Genomic DNA, 15,974 nt, shown 5'->3' with positions numbered 1-15,974 from the left:
TGGCCGCCGCGACCGCGCTGGTCTGGCCCGGCGCGCAGCCCGCCGCCGCTCTGCCCGAACCGGCCCCGGCCGAGGCGAGCCGGCTCGATCCCTATGAAGCCGCGCTGACCACCGGGATCGACCTGCGCTCCAGCGTGATCCTGCCCGAGCGCCCCCCTGCCGAGCCCGCCTCTGCCCCGCCCGATCCGGCCGCGCTGGAAGCGGCGCGGCGGATCGCCCCGGCCATCGCCGAAACCAAGGCCGCGACGCTGGCCTCGATCGTCCTGCTCGACCGCGACGGGAAAATGGTCAGCGGCCGCCAGATCGGCCTGTCGCTGGGCATGCTGCCCGAGGTTCGCGCTGCCCTGGCCGGGGGATCGCAGACCGTGCTGCGGGCCAACTCCTCGTTCGCGCACGGCTATTTCGTCAACTGGCTGAGCCGGGCGACCGACCTGCGGCTGCACCATGCCCGCGCGATCACGGTCAATGGACAAGTGGTCGGTGTGGTGCTCGTCTCGCGCTCGCCCAGTGCGCTGTTCCGAGGGATGTGGGAGGACTGGGGCAAGATCGCGATTGGGGTGGCGGTGATCTTCACGCTGCTGGTGCTGATCGCTGCGATCCTGGCACGGACGATCGTTGCCCCGCTCGAACGCCTGTCCGCCGCGACCCGCGCGCTGGCCGAAGGACGCAGCGCCTGGCTGCGCCGACCGACGCTGGAAGTGCAGGAGGTCCAAGGGCTCTACACCGATTTCACCGTGATGGCCGAGGCGATCGAGCGGCGCGGGCGCTATCTGCGCGATTTCGCCGCCAGCCTCAGCCACGAATTCAAGACCCCGCTGGCCGGCATCCGCGGCGGGATCGAACTGCTGCAGGATCATGGGAGCAGCATGAAGGACGCCGAGCGGACCCGGTTCCTCTCTAACATGGAAGGCGATGCCGATCGCCTCTCGCGCCTGGTCAGCCGGCTGATGGAACTGGCCAAGGCCGATATGGGCAAGGCCAGCGGCGATGCCCGCACCGCGCTGGAGCCGGTGCTGGCCCGGCTGGCCGATGCCCACGGCAGCGCCGCGTTCGCGATCCGCACCGGGCTGCCCGAAGCGCTACCGCCCCTGGCGATGGAGGAAGGCGCGCTCGAAACCGTGCTTGCGACCCTGATTGAGAACGCCCGACAGGCTGGCGCAACGGAGCTGGCGATCTCCGCCGAACTGACCGATGGCACAGCCCGCATTGCGCTGCACGACAATGGCCCGGGGGTGCCCGAGGCTGATCGGATCCAGGTGTTCGACCCGTTCTTCACCTCCAAGCGTGAGGCCGGCGGCACAGGCCTTGGCCTGCCCATCGCCCGCGCGCTGGCCCAGGGCTGCGGTGGCGATCTGGAGCTGTTGGAAAGCGATGGCGGAGCGTGTTTTGTGCTAGCCTTGCCGGTGGCAGACTAACCCCGCACCGGATACCCCTGCCAGCGCTTGATCCGGCGGATCGCGAAGGCTGAGCGCATCGAGGAAACTCCGGGCAGTGCGGCGAGGCAATCGCGGTGGATCCGGTCATACTGTTCCAGATCGCGCGCGGCGACCCGCAGCAGATAGTCGGCGTGGCCGGCCATCAGGTGGCAATCGAGGATCTCGTCGAAATCGGCCACGGCCCGTTCGAACCGCTCCATCGCCTCGCGGCTCTGGCTGGTCAGGGTGATCTCGACGAAGGCCTGCAGCTTGAGCCCGAGCGCCTGCGGGTCGAGCTGCGCGGCATAGCCGGTGACGATCCCCGCCGCTTCCAGCGCCTTGATCCGGCGGTGGCAGGCCGAGGCCGAAACCCCCGCGAGCTCGGCCAGTTCGGCAATCGAACGCGACGAATCCTTCTGCAGCGCTTCCAGAATCAGGATATCGTTGCGGTCCATGGGATATAATTCCGTATTGCCTCGCAAAATCGGAAATTATCACCGTCACGACGAAATTCATAGCCAAACTTTGGTGAAACATTCGCGCAATTGCGGCGTATCCTTCCGTCAGACTATGTCAAGGAGAGGCCCGATGCGCGTCGGTACCGTCAAGGAAATCAAGAACCACGAATACCGGGTCGGTCTGACCCCGGAAAGCGCCCGCGAACTGGTCGCCCATGGTCACGAAGTCTGGGTCGAAACCGGCGCCGGCAATGGCATTGGTGCCAGCGATGCCGGCTACGTAGCCGCCGGGGCCGTGATCAAGGCCACTGCCGCCGAAGTGTTCGCGGAATGCGAAATGGTGGTGAAGGTCAAGGAACCGCAGGCGGTCGAGCGCGCGCAGCTGCGCAAGGGCCAGATCCTCTACACCTACCTGCACCTCGCCCCTGATCCCGAACAGACCGCCGACCTCGTCAAGTCGGGCGTCACCGCGATCGCCTATGAAACCGTGACCGGTGCGGACAATTCGCTGCCGCTGCTCAAGCCGATGAGCCAGGTCGCCGGGCGGATGAGCATCCAGGCCGGAGCGACCGCGCTGGAAAAGGCCAATGGCGGTCGCGGCGTGCTGCTGGGCGGGGTTCCGGGCGTGCTGCCGGCCAAGGTCGTGGTGATCGGAGGCGGCGTGGTCGGCTTCAACGCCGCGCAGATGGCGGTCGGGCTGGGCGCCGATGTGACGATCCTTGATCGCGATCCTGGCGTACTGGAGCGGCTCGACAGCCATTTCGAAGGCCGCGCGCGCACGCTCTATTCGGGCCGTGCTGCGCTCGCCAGCGAAGTCTCGGAGGCTGACCTGGTGATCGGTGCAGTGCTGGTTCCCGGCGCTTCGGCACCCAAGCTGGTGACCCGCGACATGCTCGGCACGATGAAGCCGGGTGCGGTCCTTGTGGACGTCGCGATCGATCAGGGCGGCTGCTTTGAAACCAGTCATGCCACCACCCATGCCGACCCGACCTATGTCGTCGACGGGATCGTCCATTACTGTGTCGCCAATATGCCCGGCGCGGTGGCGCGGACCAGCACCTATGCGCTCAACAACGTGACCCTGCCGCACGCCCTGCGGATCGCCGATCTGGGCTGGAAGGAGGCGCTGCGCGCCAACCCGCATCTGGCTGCGGGCCTTAACGTCCACGAGGGCAAGGTGACCTACGAAGCCGTGGCCCGCGACCTGGGTTATGACCATGTTCCGCTAAGCGAAATTCTGGCCTAACGCGCGAAAGCTAAACAAGGGCACGGCCAATCCTTGGCCTGCCGTTAACCAGTTCATGTCACCAATTGGCATGGCCGGCATCCTATACCCTTGCGCATGGATGCCGGCCGCACCTTTTCACCCACGTTGACCCGTGGCGCCCTGTGGTTTCTGGCCGTCGTTATGGTGGCCCTGTTCGGCATGACCGAACCGGCAATGGCCAAGGCTGGCGAAGGCGGACTGCCGCCAGCATGCCATGCCGCAGCCGATACCCGGACGCAGGCCGATCTCTTGCGCAATTCGAACCAGGGCTGGACCTGCGGCGACCGTGACTGGAGCGCGGCGCAGCGCCACGTCCTGCTGCGCTTCGATCTTGGCATTGACGGGCAGGTTCCGGCCGAGCTTACGACCCGGCTGGCCCGCTTCGAAGCCTTGCAGATCGAGATCGAGCGATCCGACGGCAGTATCGGGCGCCATCAGCGCTCGATGCATGATTTCAGCCCGAAGGGGCACATGGGCCAGGCCATGGTTCTGCCCGAAGGAGGCGAGCGCGCGCGGCGGCTGACGCTCGAATATGTCGGTCCAACCGTCACCACGCTGGTTAGCGAAACCCGCCTTCACGCCAAGGTGCAGTCGCTGCTGCGCGGCGAACAGATCTGGATTGCGATCCTGTGCGGGGTGCTGCTGGTTCCGCTGTTTTTCAACCTGGCACTGTACCGCGCGCTGCGGGACCGGTTCCTGCTGTGGCATGTCAGTGTTGTCGGCTTCATGCTGCTGCACGCCACGATAACTTCAGGCCTGACTCCGCTGGTCGCCCCTCTGCCGGTTGGCTCCATTTCGTTGTTGATCGCGCTCACATTTTGCGGCGGAGCGGCGTCGGCACTGATGATGGCCAGCGACTTCATCGAGCGTGACAAGCTGGATGATGCGCATCGCCGCGCCCTGCGCCAGACCGCGCTATGGCTAGTGTTCAACGGCGGCTTTTTCGTTGCGACGATCGACTGGCTGCAGAGCCGCGGTCTTGCCATCTACTTCGCCAATTGGCTGGTGGTAATTGGCGTCATGATCTGGGCCATGGGCGCAGCGCTGAAACGCGGCAGCCGCGCGGTCAAATTCCTGATCGCATCGTGGCTGCCGCTGGTTGCAACCGGTATCTGGCAGATCACCGCCGGAGCTTTTGGCCTCCAAAACGAACCAATGGAACTGTTCATCGCCCAGCGCATTGCAATCGGGCTCGAAGTGCTGATCGGTTCGATTGCCATCGCCGACCGTTTCATCCAGCTGCGCCGCGATCGTGATACGCACCGCCTGCGCGCGGGTGAAATGGCGCGTCTCGCCGAACGCGATCCGCTGACCGGGCTGCTCAACCGCCGCACCATCGAAAGCCGTTTTGCCGCACTGCGCAGCGACGGCTTCGAGACGCTGGCGCTGCTCGATCTCGACCATTTCAAGGCGGTCAATGATCGCTTCGGCCATGCGGTGGGCGATACGGTGCTCAAGGTGGTCGCCGCCGCCTTACCAGAGGACGATGACATCCTGCCGATGCGAATGGGCGGCGAGGAATTCATGCTGGTCTTGCGCGGACCCGACATGGTCCAGCGCGCCGAGCGGATCCGCCAGGCGATCACCGCGCGGATCGCCCAGGAAGTCCCGGGGCTCGATCGCCCGGTTACGGCATCGATGGGGATTGTCGAAATCCCGGCGCAGGTGATGCCCGACGCCAGCTTCGCCGCGATCTATGCCAGGGCCGACGGGTTGCTTTATCAGGCCAAACGGGCCGGGCGGAACCGGATGGTCTGCGAGCGGCTGCAGATCTTCGACCGCCACCGCGAACTGCGCCGTCCTGCCGCGGCCTAGGCCGGATCAGTTTCCTCGGCAAACGGCCGGAACGGAGCCGTAACATCCTCGCGGACCCGGGCGAGCCGCCCGCTGGCCCGGTCGATCATCGCCCAGGTGGTATTGGCGCTGACGATCACCTTGCCCGCCCCATCGCGAAAATCGACCCGCCGGTCGAACCGTGCCCCGCTCGGCGCGCGCGGGATAAAGGTCTCCGCCGTCACCGTTTCGCCCGGACCGACATTGCCGCGATAGTCGATCTCGTGCCGGGTCACGACCCAGATGTAGGCCGCCTGGTGCTCCGGCGCGGCGACGGCCGACCAGTGCGCGGTGGCGATCTGCTGGATCCAGTCGACCCAGACCGCGTTGTTGACATGGCCAAGCTCGTCGATGTGCTCGGGCTGGGCAGTGAAGGTGATTGTGTGGCGGTTGGTCATTTGGATTCACCCGAAGAACCGAAGACGTTCGGCTTGCGGCGATGCCGCGGTCGCAATCCAGCCTCGCCGCCAAGGCAGGGCACTTTCGAATCGCCGAGCCTTCGGCACCAGGCAACCTCTTCGGTTCTTCGGGTGAGCCCCATCAACCCTCCACCCCCAGCTGCCACAGGATGAAGGCAAACTCCTCGGCCGTCTCCTTCAGGCTTTCGAACCGGCCCGACTTGCCGCCATGCCCGGCGCCCATGTTGGTCTTGAGCAGCAACTCGTTGTCATCAGTCTTGAGCTCGCGCAGCTTTGCGACCCATTTGGCCGGTTCCCAATAGGTCACCCGCGGGTCGTTGAGCCCGGCGGTGACCAACAGCGGCGGATAAGCCTGAGGCTTGACCTGATCGTAGGGCGAGTACGAGCGGATCAGTTCGAACGCCGCCTGGTCCTCGATCGGATTTCCCCATTCGGGCCATTCGCCCGGGGTCAGCGGCAGGGTGGGATCGAGCATGGTCGCCAGCACGTCGACAAACGGCACATGCGCCACAACCGCGCCCCACAGCTGGGGATCGGAATTGATCACCGCGCCCATCAGCTCGCCCCCGGCCGATCCGCCCGAAATGCTGATCCGCCCGGCCTGGGTATAGCCGCGCTCGATCAGGCCCTGCGCGACGTCGACGAAATCGGTGAAGGTGTTGGTGCGCGCTTCCAGCTTGCCCGCCTTGTACCAGGCCCGACCCAGATCGTCGCCGCCGCGGATGTGGGCGATGGCATAGGCAAAACCGCGATCGACCAGGCTGAGGCGCGTGGTCGAGAAACCCGGATCGATGGCGATGCCATAGGCGCCGTAGCCATAGAGATGGAGCGGTCCGCCCGCCGCGCGATCCTTGCGATAGACGATCGAAACCGGGATCGCCGTGCCATCACGTGCCGCAATCTCCAATCGTTCGGTGGCATAGAGCGAGGCATCGTAGCCCGAGGGGATTTCCTGGACCTTGAGGGTGGTCATGGTCCGGGCGGCTACATCGTATTCCAGCACCGAAGCCGGGCTGACCATCGATTCATAGGACAGCCGCAGCTTGTCCACCGCCCATTCGGGATTGTCGCCCAGGCCTGCCGAATAACTCGCTTCGGGAAATTCGATTGGCTCGACCCGCTCCGGCTCGCCGTAATAGCGCACCTCGACCCGGTCGAGCCCGCGGACCCGGCTTTCGACCACCCAGAATTGCTCAAACAGGTCGAATCCGGTCAGGTAGACGTCATCGCTGCCTTCAACCAGTGGCGCGGTGGTTTCCGGTTCGGCCAGCGGGCCAAAGACGATGCTGAAATTCTCGTGAGTCTTGTTCGAATGGATGAAGACGATGTCTTCGATCAGATCCACATCGTATTCCACCCCGGTCTGACGCGGCCAGATCAGCCGCTGGGCGCCCAGCGGGTCGTTCGCCGGCACCACCCGCACTTCGCTGGTTTCGTGGTCCGAGGTTGAGATGATCAGCCATTCCTCGTTGGCTGACAGCGAAGCACCAACGCGAAAGCCTTCGTCGTCTTCGTGATACAGCTCGATATCGCTGCTTGGCGGCTGGCCCAGCCAGTGCAGCCTGGCATTGTCGGTCCGCCACTGCTCGTTGGCGAGCGAATAGACCACAGCCTTATCCCCGGCGACCCAGACCAGGCTGGACAGGGTTCCCGGAATCTCGTCGGGCAGGATTTCCCCGGTCTCAAGGTTCTTGAACCGCGCTGTAAACCGCTCGGACCCATTATCGTCAACCGACCAGGCCAGCATTTTGCCGTCCATCGAGACCGAGATCGCACCGAGCCGGAAGTATTCGTGGCCCTCGGCCAGGGCGACCTCGTCGAGCACAAGCTCGTCGGGTCCGCCAGTTACCGGGCGGCGCCACCACTTCTTGTATTCGGCGCCTTCCTCGAACTCGATCCAGTAGAGATGATCGCCGTCCTTCTGCGGGACCGACTTGTCAGCCTCCTTGATCCGCGCGCGCATTTCCTTGAACAATGCGTCGATCCGCCCCTGCTGCCCGGCCATGCGGCTTTCGAACCAGGCGTTTTCGGCATTGAGGTGCGCAAGGATCGCGGGATCGGTCACCTCCGGATAGTTCGGATCGCGCAGCCAGGCGTAATCGTCGGTCACGGTGATCCCGTGATGGGTCACGCTGTGGGATTTCTTTGCGGCAACAGGGGGTGTGGCAATGCTCATGCCCTCGCTCTATGGTGGGGTCAGAAGGACTGCAAGCCATGCTGATGAATACCCATGAAGCGCGCCTCGATGCACTGCGCAAGGAACTGAAGACCCGCGGGCTCGATGGGTTCGTGATCCCGATCTCTGACGAGCATATGAGCGAATATGTCGGCGCCTATGCCCAGCGGCTGGCCTGGCTGACCGGCTTTGGCGGATCGGCCGGAACCGCGGCGGTACTGGGCGACAAGGCGGCGATCTTTGTTGACGGTCGCTATACGCTGCAAGTGCGCGAGCAGGTCGATGGACGCCTGTTCGAATACCAGTCCTCGCTGGAAACCACGGTGGCGGCCTGGCTGGCGGACAATGCCGCTTCGGGAATGAAGATCGGGTTCGACCCTTGGCTCCATGGCAAGCCCTGGGCCGAAGCAACCGCCAGGGCGCTGCAGGCCAAAGGCGCCACGCTCGAACCGGTCGACGGAAATCCGATCGACGCGATCTGGGCCGACCAGCCCGCGCCCTCGCCGGCCCCGGCGCTGGTCCACGGCAACGAATATGCCGGCCAGTCGAGCGAGGCCAAACGCAGCCAGGTGGCCGAATGGCTGAGCGCCAAGGGCCTTGATGCCGCGGTCGTCTCGGCACTGGACGGGGTGGCATGGCTGCTCAACCTGCGCGGCACCGATGTCGATCGCACCCCCGTGGCGCTGTCGTTCGTGCTGGCCCATGCCGACGGCACGGCCGAGCTGTTCATCGCCGAGGAAAAGGTCACGCCCGAACTGCGCGCCCACCTGGGCAATGCGGTCACCATCCGCCCGCGCGAAGCCTTCGTGCCGCAATTGCAGGCGCTCGCCGGAAAGAAGGTCGCGGTCGATCCGGAACGCTCGGTCCAGGCCGTATTCGGCGTGCTGAGCGGAGCCGGAGCGCAGGTAGTCGAGATCACCGACCCGACCGTGCTGCCCAAGGCGCAGAAGAACCCGGTCGAGCAGGCCGGCCAGCGCGCCGCCCAGTCCCGCGACGGCGCGGCGATTGCGAAATTCCTCCATTGGCTGAGCGTCGAAGCTCCCAAGGGCGGCGAGACCGAACTTTCCGCTGCGGCCAAGCTGCGCGCCTTCCGCGATGAGAGCGACCTGCTGCGCGATCTGTCGTTCGATACGATCTCGGCCGCGGGGCCGCACGCCGCCAGCCCGCATTACCGGGTCGATGAGGAATCCAACCTGACCATCGCCCCCAATTCGATCTACCTGGTCGACTCGGGCGGGCAGTACCTCGACGGGACCACCGATATCACCCGCACCGTCTGGGTCGGGCCGGGTGAGCCGACCGCCGAGCACAAGGACCGCTTCACCCGCGTGCTCAAGGGCCACATCATGCTGGCGCTGGCGGTGTTCCCCAAAGGCACGGTCGGCGCCCAGCTCGATACCTGCGCGCGCTATGCGCTGTGGCAGGCCGGGGTCGACTATGCCCACGGCACCGGCCATGGGGTCGGCAGCTTCCTTTCGGTCCACGAAGGTCCGCAGCGGATCGCCAAGGCCAGCGGCGGCCAGGCCGGAACCGGCACCGAGCTGCTCCCCGGCATGATCCTTTCGAACGAGCCCGGCTATTACAAGGCCGGCGATTTCGGAATCCGGATCGAGAATCTGGTGCTGGTCGAACGCCGCGAGATTGCCGGAGCGGAAGGCGAATACTTCGGGTTCGAGAACCTGACCTGGGCCCCGATCGACAAGACACTGGTCGAAACCGCCCTGCTGACCCGCGAAGAGCTCAAGTGGTGGGACGATTACCACGCCCAGGTCGAGACGATCCTCGCCCCGCAGCTGGAAGGTGCGGCGCTGGCCTGGTTGAAAGAGGCCTGCGCGCCGCTCAGCCGGGGCTAGGTCGCGCTTGACTCATGGTTGATGTTCCTATCATGTTCTCATTGCGAACAGAGGAGTCGATTCGATGATCGGATATGTAACCGTGGGCACCAATGACCTGCCCCGCGCTGCGAAGTTCTATGATGCGATCGCTGCCGAGATGGGCACCGGGCGGATGATGGAATTCGATAGCTTCATCGCCTGGGGCACGCCCGGCGGCGGCTGCGGGATTGCCGCAACCAAGCCCTTTGACGGACAGGCAGCCAGCGTCGGCAACGGGGTGATGGTCGCGATCGAAGCGCGCGACAATGCCCAGGTCGACCGGCTTTACGCGATCGCGCTGGCCAACGGCGGCAGCGACGAAGGCGCCCCGGGCCCACGCGGCGACGGGTTCTACGCCGGCTATTTTCGCGATCCCGATGGGAACAAGCTCAATGCATTTGTGATGGGCTGAATCAGTGACTGGAATTGCGATCGCCAGCAGGCCATTGCACCTTGGCCTTGGTGCCAAGGCCGTACCGCAGCCGCCCTTCACCGGCATGGATTGGTATCAGGCCTATGCCGAACGCAACGCGTCCGACGGCGCGGAGGGTCGGCTGGTCAGCTTTTCCGAATTTGCGGAGAGCTGGGACAGCTGGGAAATGCACCCGGTCGGGGATGAAGTGGTGCTGTGCCTATCGGGGACCATGACACTTCACCGCGAATTTCCCGACGGCACTGCCGACACGGTGACGATCGGTTCGGGGGACTATGCGATCAACCCTCCGGGCGTGTGGCACACCGCCGATATCTCCGGCAAGGCAAGCGCACTGTTCATAACTGCCGGCATGGGCACGCAGCACCGCCCGCGCTGAACCGCTTGCCCCCGGATGAACGGGTGCCGCAGTCTGCGACAATTTGACACAAAGTGCTTGCCCCGCGGCATAAATGCGCGACATCCCGGGTCTAGACGGAATACAGGAAGCCATGGGGCCGGGTTCTCCCCCTCCCCTTGCCCGCCCCGTGGCTTCTCCTGCTTTTCCTGCGACAAGGAGTTCGCGACATGAAGAAGACCATTCTGGGCCTGGCCCTGCTGACCACCGGCCTTGCCGGTACCGCGATTGCCCAGGGTCAGGGCCCGATGGGCGATCCGATGGGTGACAAGACCGTGACCAAGGCCGAAGCCCAGGCCAAGGCCGGCGAAATGTTTGCCATGATGGACGCCAACAAGGACGGCAAGCTCGACGAGGCTGACCGCGCCGCGCATCAGGCCACCAAGCAGACTGCAATGTTCGACCGGCTCGATACTAATAAGGATGGTTCGGTCAGCCGCGCCGAATTCTCCGCCGCGCGTGAGCGCAAGGGCGGCGAAGGCCGGATGGGCAAGCGCGGTGAACATGGCGGCAAGCGCGGCATGATGATGATGCGGATGGCCGATACCAACAAGGACGGCGCAGTCAGCAAGGACGAATTCGTCGCCGGGCACGCCATGATGTTCGATCATGCCGATGCCAACAAGGACGGCAAGCTGACCCCCGAAGAGCGCAAGGCGCATCATGCGCAGATGCGCCAGAAGATGGGCGGCAAGCGCGGCCCGGGTGCGCACGCCGGCCATGGCGACATGCCCCCGCCTCCGCCGCCAGCCAACTGACCCGAACCCCGGAACCGACCAGTTAACATGGATCAGAGCGCCGCAACCCGCCTGCTCCTTGTCGATGACGAGCGGACCCTGCGCGAACCCCTGGCCGAGTATCTTGCTCGCCAGGGGTTTGTCGTCGACCAGGCCGCCAGCGCCGCCGAAGCGCGCACCCGGCTGCGCGACGAACCGCCCGATCTGGTCCTGCTCGACATCATGATGCCCGGCGAGGACGGCCTTTCGCTGTGCCGCCACCTGGCTGAAAGCCAGGCGATCCCGACCATCCTGCTGACCGCCCGGACCGAAGCCACCGACCGGATCGTGGGCCTCGAAATCGGCGCCGACGACTATGTCACTAAGCCGTTCGAGCCGCGCGAGCTGGTCGCGCGGATCCGCTCGGTGCTGCGCCGCGCCAGCAAAGGCGCGCAGGCGCCGGCCGAGGAGGAGGATTTCCTGTTCGATGGCTGGCGGCTCGATCCGCTTAAGCGCAAGCTGACCGATCCCGAAGGAGCGGTGGTGGCGATTTCCTCGGTCGAGTTCCGCCTGCTGCTGGCCTTCGTCGAACACCCCCGCCAGGTGCTCGATCGCGACCGCCTGCTCGACATGGTCCAGGGCCGCGAGGCGCACCTGTTCGACCGCGCGGTCGACAATCAGGTCAGCCGTCTGCGCCGCAAGATCGAGGTCGACAGCCGCAATCCCGCCCTGATCCAGACCGTCTGGGGCGGCGGCTACATGCTGGCCGCCGATGTCCGCCGCGAGCCGACGCGGAGGGAATGATGCGGCGGATCAGGGGGCTCATCTGGCCGCGCAGCCTGCAGGGGCAGCTGCTGCTGGCCATCGCACTGGCGCTGCTGCTGGCCCAGGGGATCAGCGCAGTGCTGCTCTACCGCGCCCAGGCCGAGCGGCGCGAGGCGGCGCTGATCCACACCGCCGCGCTGCGCCTGTTCGGGGCCGCCCGCGACGAAGGCCTCATCGGCGGACCATTCCGCCATCAGGGCGAAGGCCCGCGCCGGCCGCAAGGGGAACGCCAGTTGCGGGTCGAAAGCAGCGCCGCCGCGCCTGCGCTGGGCAACGGTCGCCGCCACCCGGACGCCGAGGAAGAGCTGCGCGAAATCGTCGAAAGCCAGGGGCTTGATCTCGGCCAGGTCGTGGTGATCGACCGTCCGTTGAGCGACGATCCGCGCCTGCTTTCCCGGCTAGAGCGGCGCTCCAGAATTCTCGGCCGCGATCCGGGCCGGCCGCACCACCTGATGGCCGTGGCGCTGGAATTGCCACAGGCGCGGCGCTGGCTGACGGTGCGGGTTCCGGTGCCCAGGGGCGAACCGGCACTGGTTTTCTCGCTGCTCGCCCAGACCCTGCTGCTCTACGGCCTGATGGTCGGCGCGATTGCGCTGATTGTCAGCCGGATGACCAAGCCGCTGGCCGCGCTGACTCATCGACTTGAGCAATTCGGCGCCAACCGCGAAGGCGCGGGGCTGCTCGTCCCGCAAGGGCCTGATGACGTGCGCCGCCTGATCGTGGCGCACAACGCGATGGAACAACGGATCGCCGCGTTGCTCGATGAAAAGGACGTGATGCTCGGCGCGATCGGGCACGACCTCAAGACCCCGCTGTCCGCTCTGCGGGTGCGGATCGAAAGCGTGGAAGACGATACCGAGCGCAGCAAGATGGCGGCGACGATCGAGGACATCACCCGCAGCCTCGACGATATCCTGAGTCTGGCCCGGGTCGGCCGGCCGAGCGACCCGCTCGAGCAGACCGAGCTCAATGCCCTGGTCGGCCAGATCGCCGAGGAATTCGAGGACATGGGCGAAGCGGTCAGCTTCGAGCCGGCCGAACGGCTGGTCCTGCCGCTGCGCGCCACCTGGGTGCGGCGCGCGATCCGCAATCTTGTCGTCAACGCGCTGCGCTATGGCCAGACGGCGCGGATCGCCATCGACCGCTCGGGTAGCGAAGTGCTGATCCGGATTGACGACGACGGCCCCGGAATCCCCGATGACCGGATCGCGGCGATGCTGCAGCCTTTCACCCGCGGCGAACCATCGCGCAACAGCGAAACCGGCGGGGCGGGACTAGGCCTGACCCTCGCCCGCGCGATCGCAGAACAACATGGCGGAGGGCTGACCCTGGCCAACCGCCGGGGCGATGACGGCGCGGTGAGGGGGCTGACCGCCACTCTCGCGCTGCCGCTTTGATCCCGCCGCTTACTTTACCTTCTTGAACGCCGCCGAAAGCTCGGCCCCGCGCGCATCCTTGAGCACGCCGCATGAACGGACCCGCTCGATCGTGCGTTCCAGCTCGAGCGCGCCGGTCTTGCCGGCCAGCTTGGGGCGCAGGAACGCGGCAATCTCGTCGGCCTTGGCGGCCGAACAGTAGCCGCCGACCATGCCCGGCAGGCGCGATGCGAAGAAAATCCCGCCGCCGCCCGCAACAAGGTCCTGATAATTCGCCTGAAGCCAGGCAAAGCCCATGTCGCGGGTGCCCTTGTTGGCAACAACGCCGCGGATCATGCCGAGCCGTTCGCTGCGGCGCAGGCGGCTGTCGGTGAAGGAATCGAGCACCCAGCGCCCGATATCTTCCTTGCCTGAGGTGGCGACTGCGCCCAGCGCATTGGGCCGGAACAGCGGGTCCTGTGAAGCGAGGCCGGCCTCGGCCAGTTGCTTGGCGGCGGCAAGGCCGCCTTCTTCAACCACGATTTCGAAGCCGATCCCGAACCATGACGGGTCGAGCGCCTTGGTATCGCCGGCCAGATAGGCCCGCGCCGCATCGCCGATCTTCTTGCGCAACGCCGCATCGTGGCCCGCGCCGGCCAGCTTTCCGACGGCCTGAATCCGCTTCTGCGACTTTTCCGGATCCTCGGCGGCGTAAGCGCCTGCCCGCGGATCGAAGCCCATCGCCGCAACCTTGGGTGCGAACAGCTGCCGGATCAGGCGGCGATAGCCCTGCTCTCCATCCGCATCGAGCAGCCCGTTGCGGTAGAACCATTCAAGGCTGCCGACCCCGGCTTCGCTGGCGTAGCTATCCGGATTTGCGGCCAGCTTGACCGCCCCGGCGATAAGCTGATCGGGGCTGGCGCGGCCGGCCTGGAAGCTGGCGAACAGCGAATCGTCGAGCGCCAGCGCCTCTCCACCCGGCAGCTTGTCGGCCACCGCGATCAGCGCGTTCCATTCCGCAGCTGGCAGTTCGAAGCGGTAATAGCCGGTGCCCCCGGCATTGGGGATCAGCGCCCCGCGCCCGGCTACCCTGACGCTGCCACTGGCCTGATCAAGCAACTGGCATTGTTGCTTGGAAGCGGCGCGGCGGACGCAGAGCGGAATGCCCCAGCGGATCGCCGGAGCCTGCGCACCGAGCCGGGCATAGCGGCTTTGGCTGACCGAATAGCCGCCCTTGCCATCGGCGGCGAAGGTCACCAGCGGCACGCCCTGCTGGTCAGTGAAGCTCTGCATTGCCGGCAGGATTCGGGGATCGCCCGAAACCTCGGCCATGGCGCGGAAGAAATCGGCGCTGGTGGCATTGCCATATTTGTGTGCGGCCATGTAGCGGCGCACCCCGTCACGGAACTTGGTATCGCCCATGTAGCCGGCGATCATCGCCACCACGTGGCCACCCTTGCCATAGGTGATCGAATCGAACGCTTCGTCGATCTGGGCATTGGTCGGGATCGGCTGATGGATCGCGCGGCCGGCGACCAGCGCGTCAGTACCCATCGCATTGAAGCCTTCGGCCAGCGCCCCGGCCCGGATGTTGAGGTTGGGCCGCCATTCGTGCCCGATTCTAAAGCCCATCCAATTGGCAAAGCTCTCGTTGAGCCAGATGTCGTCCCACCAGGCCGGCGTGACGAGATCGCCGAACCACTGGTGTGCCAGTTCATGCGCCACGACCATGCCAAAGGTCCGCTTCTGCGAAGTGGAGGCCTTTTCGTCCATGATCAGGATCGAATCGTTGTAAAGGTCCGCCCCGGCATTCTCCATCGCCCCCGGCAGGATCGGCGTGGTGATCTGGTCGAGCTTGGGATAGGGGAAGGCCTGGCCAAAATAGGCCTCAAGGTGCTTGACGATCCCCTTGGTGCCCTGCAGCGCGAAGTCCATCTTGGCTGCGTTCTGCTTGGTCGTGACGATCCGGATCGGCAGCGGGGCCTGGCGCTGCGGCGTGGCCGGGACGGTCCCCGAAACCGAAGCGAAGGGGCCGACCATGAAGGCCATCAGATAGGTCGGCATCGGCAGGGTCGGGGCGAATCGGTGAACGTCCATCCCGCCCTCGCGCGTGGTCGATACCTGCGGCGCATTGCTCACCGCCATCTGTCCCGGAAGGGTCCGCAGGGTTACCGTGAAGGGCACCTTGAAGCCCGGTTCATCGAAGCCCGGAAAGGCGGCGCGGGCATCGATCGACTGGAACTGGGTCCAGCTGTACCAGTCTTCGCCGACCTTGACCCGGAACATGCCGGCCGGGCCACTGTTGAATGGCGCGTCATAGTCGAATTGCAGCGTCACCGGCCCCGCCGGCAGTGCTTCGGAAAAAGTCAGCCGGGCCACGCCGCTCGGATCAAGCTCGAAATAGCGCGCCGGATAGCGCTTGCCCCCGGCCAGAGCGACGGCGCTGCCCATCTTGAGATCGCGGCCATGCAGATCGATGAACCGCGCCGAATCCTTCAGCACCGCGTCGATCTCGACCTTGCCGGAGAAGCGCTCCTTATTGGGATCGATGGTCAGATCGATGCGGTAGGCGGTCGGCCGCGCCGCGTCGGTCAGCTTGCCCGGCGGAACCGGAGCCAGGGCCAGCGCGGCCTGGGTTTCGGCATCGGCGGCAGCGATCGTGGCAGGGGCAGCGGCGGCAAGCGCCAGCGTCAACGCCGAAGCGGCGAGCAGAAGGGTACGCAATGGATTCTCCGGAAAAGCGACCGTTATGGCCGGTTCCAGACCTCACTTCGCTCGCGAATGCAACCGTCCGGCTCGACCAAGT

General features: G+C 65.8%; 13 protein-coding genes. 9 read left to right on the top strand and 4 right to left on the bottom strand.

Features of this window, described 5'->3' with window-relative positions; genetic code table 11:
- Positions 1-1,415: sensor histidine kinase (locus tag B2V17_RS14790; RefSeq protein WP_292998972.1), on the top strand; the 1,415-nt coding region annotated here is incomplete at its 5' end.
- Here the strand turns inward: B2V17_RS14790 and B2V17_RS14785 are convergent.
- Positions 1,412-1,870 carry an Lrp/AsnC family transcriptional regulator gene (locus B2V17_RS14785; RefSeq protein ID WP_292998970.1) on the bottom strand — a complete coding sequence of 153 codons (459 nt, stop codon included), beginning with the start codon at positions 1,868-1,870 and terminating at the stop codon, positions 1,412-1,414. The genes B2V17_RS14790 and B2V17_RS14785 overlap by 4 nt on opposite strands.
- Before the next feature lie 133 nt (positions 1,871-2,003).
- On the opposite strand from B2V17_RS14785, the gene ald reads away from it, so the two are divergent.
- Together ald and B2V17_RS14775 are read left to right on the top strand one after the other, a co-directional pair.
- Positions 2,004-3,119: an alanine dehydrogenase gene (ald, locus tag B2V17_RS14780; protein ID WP_292998968.1), complete on the top strand. Its 1,116-nt coding sequence runs from the start codon at positions 2,004-2,006 to the stop codon at positions 3,117-3,119.
- 126 nt (positions 3,120-3,245) lie between these two features.
- Positions 3,246-4,955, top strand: a complete 1,710-nt coding sequence (locus B2V17_RS14775; protein ID WP_292998966.1) for a sensor domain-containing diguanylate cyclase — start codon at positions 3,246-3,248, stop codon at positions 4,953-4,955.
- Here B2V17_RS14775 and B2V17_RS14770 read toward each other — a convergent pair.
- Together B2V17_RS14770 and B2V17_RS14765 are read right to left on the bottom strand one after the other, a co-directional pair.
- Complete coding sequence (locus B2V17_RS14770) at positions 4,952-5,371, bottom strand: acyl-CoA thioesterase (protein ID WP_292998964.1); 420 nt, start codon at positions 5,369-5,371, stop codon at positions 4,952-4,954. The genes B2V17_RS14775 and B2V17_RS14770 overlap by 4 nt on opposite strands.
- A gap of 142 nt (positions 5,372-5,513) precedes the next feature.
- Positions 5,514-7,568, bottom strand: coding sequence for a S9 family peptidase (locus tag B2V17_RS14765; protein WP_292998962.1), 2,055 nt, complete (start codon positions 7,566-7,568; stop codon positions 5,514-5,516).
- Positions 7,569-7,606: 38 nt separating this feature from the next.
- Between B2V17_RS14765 and B2V17_RS14760 the strand changes: the two genes are divergently transcribed.
- From B2V17_RS14760 to B2V17_RS14735, 6 genes are all read left to right on the top strand, one after another.
- Complete coding sequence (locus B2V17_RS14760; protein ID WP_292998960.1) at positions 7,607-9,421, top strand: aminopeptidase P family protein; 1,815 nt, start codon at positions 7,607-7,609, stop codon at positions 9,419-9,421.
- A gap of 64 nt (positions 9,422-9,485) precedes the next feature.
- A complete protein-coding gene (locus tag B2V17_RS14755) occupies positions 9,486-9,854 on the top strand; it encodes a VOC family protein (RefSeq protein ID WP_292998958.1) in 369 nt (122 codons plus the stop codon).
- Between the two features lie 4 nt (positions 9,855-9,858).
- The gene (locus B2V17_RS14750) at positions 9,859-10,254 is read left to right on the top strand and encodes a cupin domain-containing protein (RefSeq protein ID WP_292998956.1); all 396 of its coding nucleotides are present in this window, start codon (positions 9,859-9,861) and stop codon (positions 10,252-10,254) included.
- Between the two features lie 188 nt (positions 10,255-10,442).
- A complete protein-coding gene (locus B2V17_RS14745; protein ID WP_292998954.1) occupies positions 10,443-11,030 on the top strand; it encodes an EF-hand domain-containing protein in 588 nt (195 codons plus the stop codon).
- Between the two features lie 27 nt (positions 11,031-11,057).
- On the top strand, positions 11,058-11,792 hold the full coding sequence (locus B2V17_RS14740; RefSeq protein ID WP_292998952.1) for a response regulator: 735 nt from the start codon (positions 11,058-11,060) through the stop codon (positions 11,790-11,792).
- Entirely contained in the window at positions 11,792-13,210 is a 1,419-nt protein-coding gene (locus B2V17_RS14735) for a sensor histidine kinase (protein ID WP_292998950.1), read from the top strand. Before B2V17_RS14740 ends, B2V17_RS14735 begins: the two co-directional genes overlap by 1 nt.
- A gap of 9 nt (positions 13,211-13,219) precedes the next feature.
- On the opposite strand, the gene B2V17_RS14730 is transcribed toward B2V17_RS14735, so the two are convergent.
- Positions 13,220-15,892 carry a M1 family metallopeptidase gene (locus tag B2V17_RS14730; RefSeq protein WP_292998948.1) on the bottom strand — a complete coding sequence of 891 codons (2,673 nt, stop codon included), beginning with the start codon at positions 15,890-15,892 and terminating at the stop codon, positions 13,220-13,222.
- Between the last annotated feature and the right edge of the window lie 82 nt (positions 15,893-15,974).

Origin of the sequence: Novosphingobium sp. UBA6272, assembly GCF_002440635.1 — a bacterium.
Lineage (GTDB): Bacteria > Pseudomonadota > Alphaproteobacteria > Sphingomonadales > Sphingomonadaceae > Novosphingobium.
Note: the sequence above shows the minus strand (reverse complement) of the source record. Positions and strands in the feature narration are given on the sequence as shown.

Bases quoted from the DNA above. Each gene is read 5' to 3' on its own strand.
- B2V17_RS14755 (WP_292998958.1), top strand. From the start codon at position 9,486: ATGATCGGATATGTAACCGTGGGCACCAATGACCTGCCCCGCGCTGCG.
- B2V17_RS14745 (WP_292998954.1), top strand. From the start codon at position 10,443: ATGAAGAAGACCATTCTGGGCCTGGCCCTGCTGACCACCGGCCTTGCC.
- B2V17_RS14765 (WP_292998962.1), bottom strand. From the start codon at position 7,568: ATGAGCATTGCCACACCCCCTGTTGCCGCAAAGAAATCCCACAGCGTG.
- B2V17_RS14735 (WP_292998950.1), top strand. From the start codon at position 11,792: ATGCGGCGGATCAGGGGGCTCATCTGGCCGCGCAGCCTGCAGGGGCAG.
- B2V17_RS14785 (WP_292998970.1), bottom strand. From the start codon at position 1,870: ATGGACCGCAACGATATCCTGATTCTGGAAGCGCTGCAGAAGGATTCG.
- B2V17_RS14740 (WP_292998952.1), top strand. From the start codon at position 11,058: ATGGATCAGAGCGCCGCAACCCGCCTGCTCCTTGTCGATGACGAGCGG.
- B2V17_RS14770 (WP_292998964.1), bottom strand. From the start codon at position 5,371: ATGACCAACCGCCACACAATCACCTTCACTGCCCAGCCCGAGCACATC.
- ald (WP_292998968.1), top strand. From the start codon at position 2,004: ATGCGCGTCGGTACCGTCAAGGAAATCAAGAACCACGAATACCGGGTC.
- B2V17_RS14760 (WP_292998960.1), top strand. From the start codon at position 7,607: ATGCTGATGAATACCCATGAAGCGCGCCTCGATGCACTGCGCAAGGAA.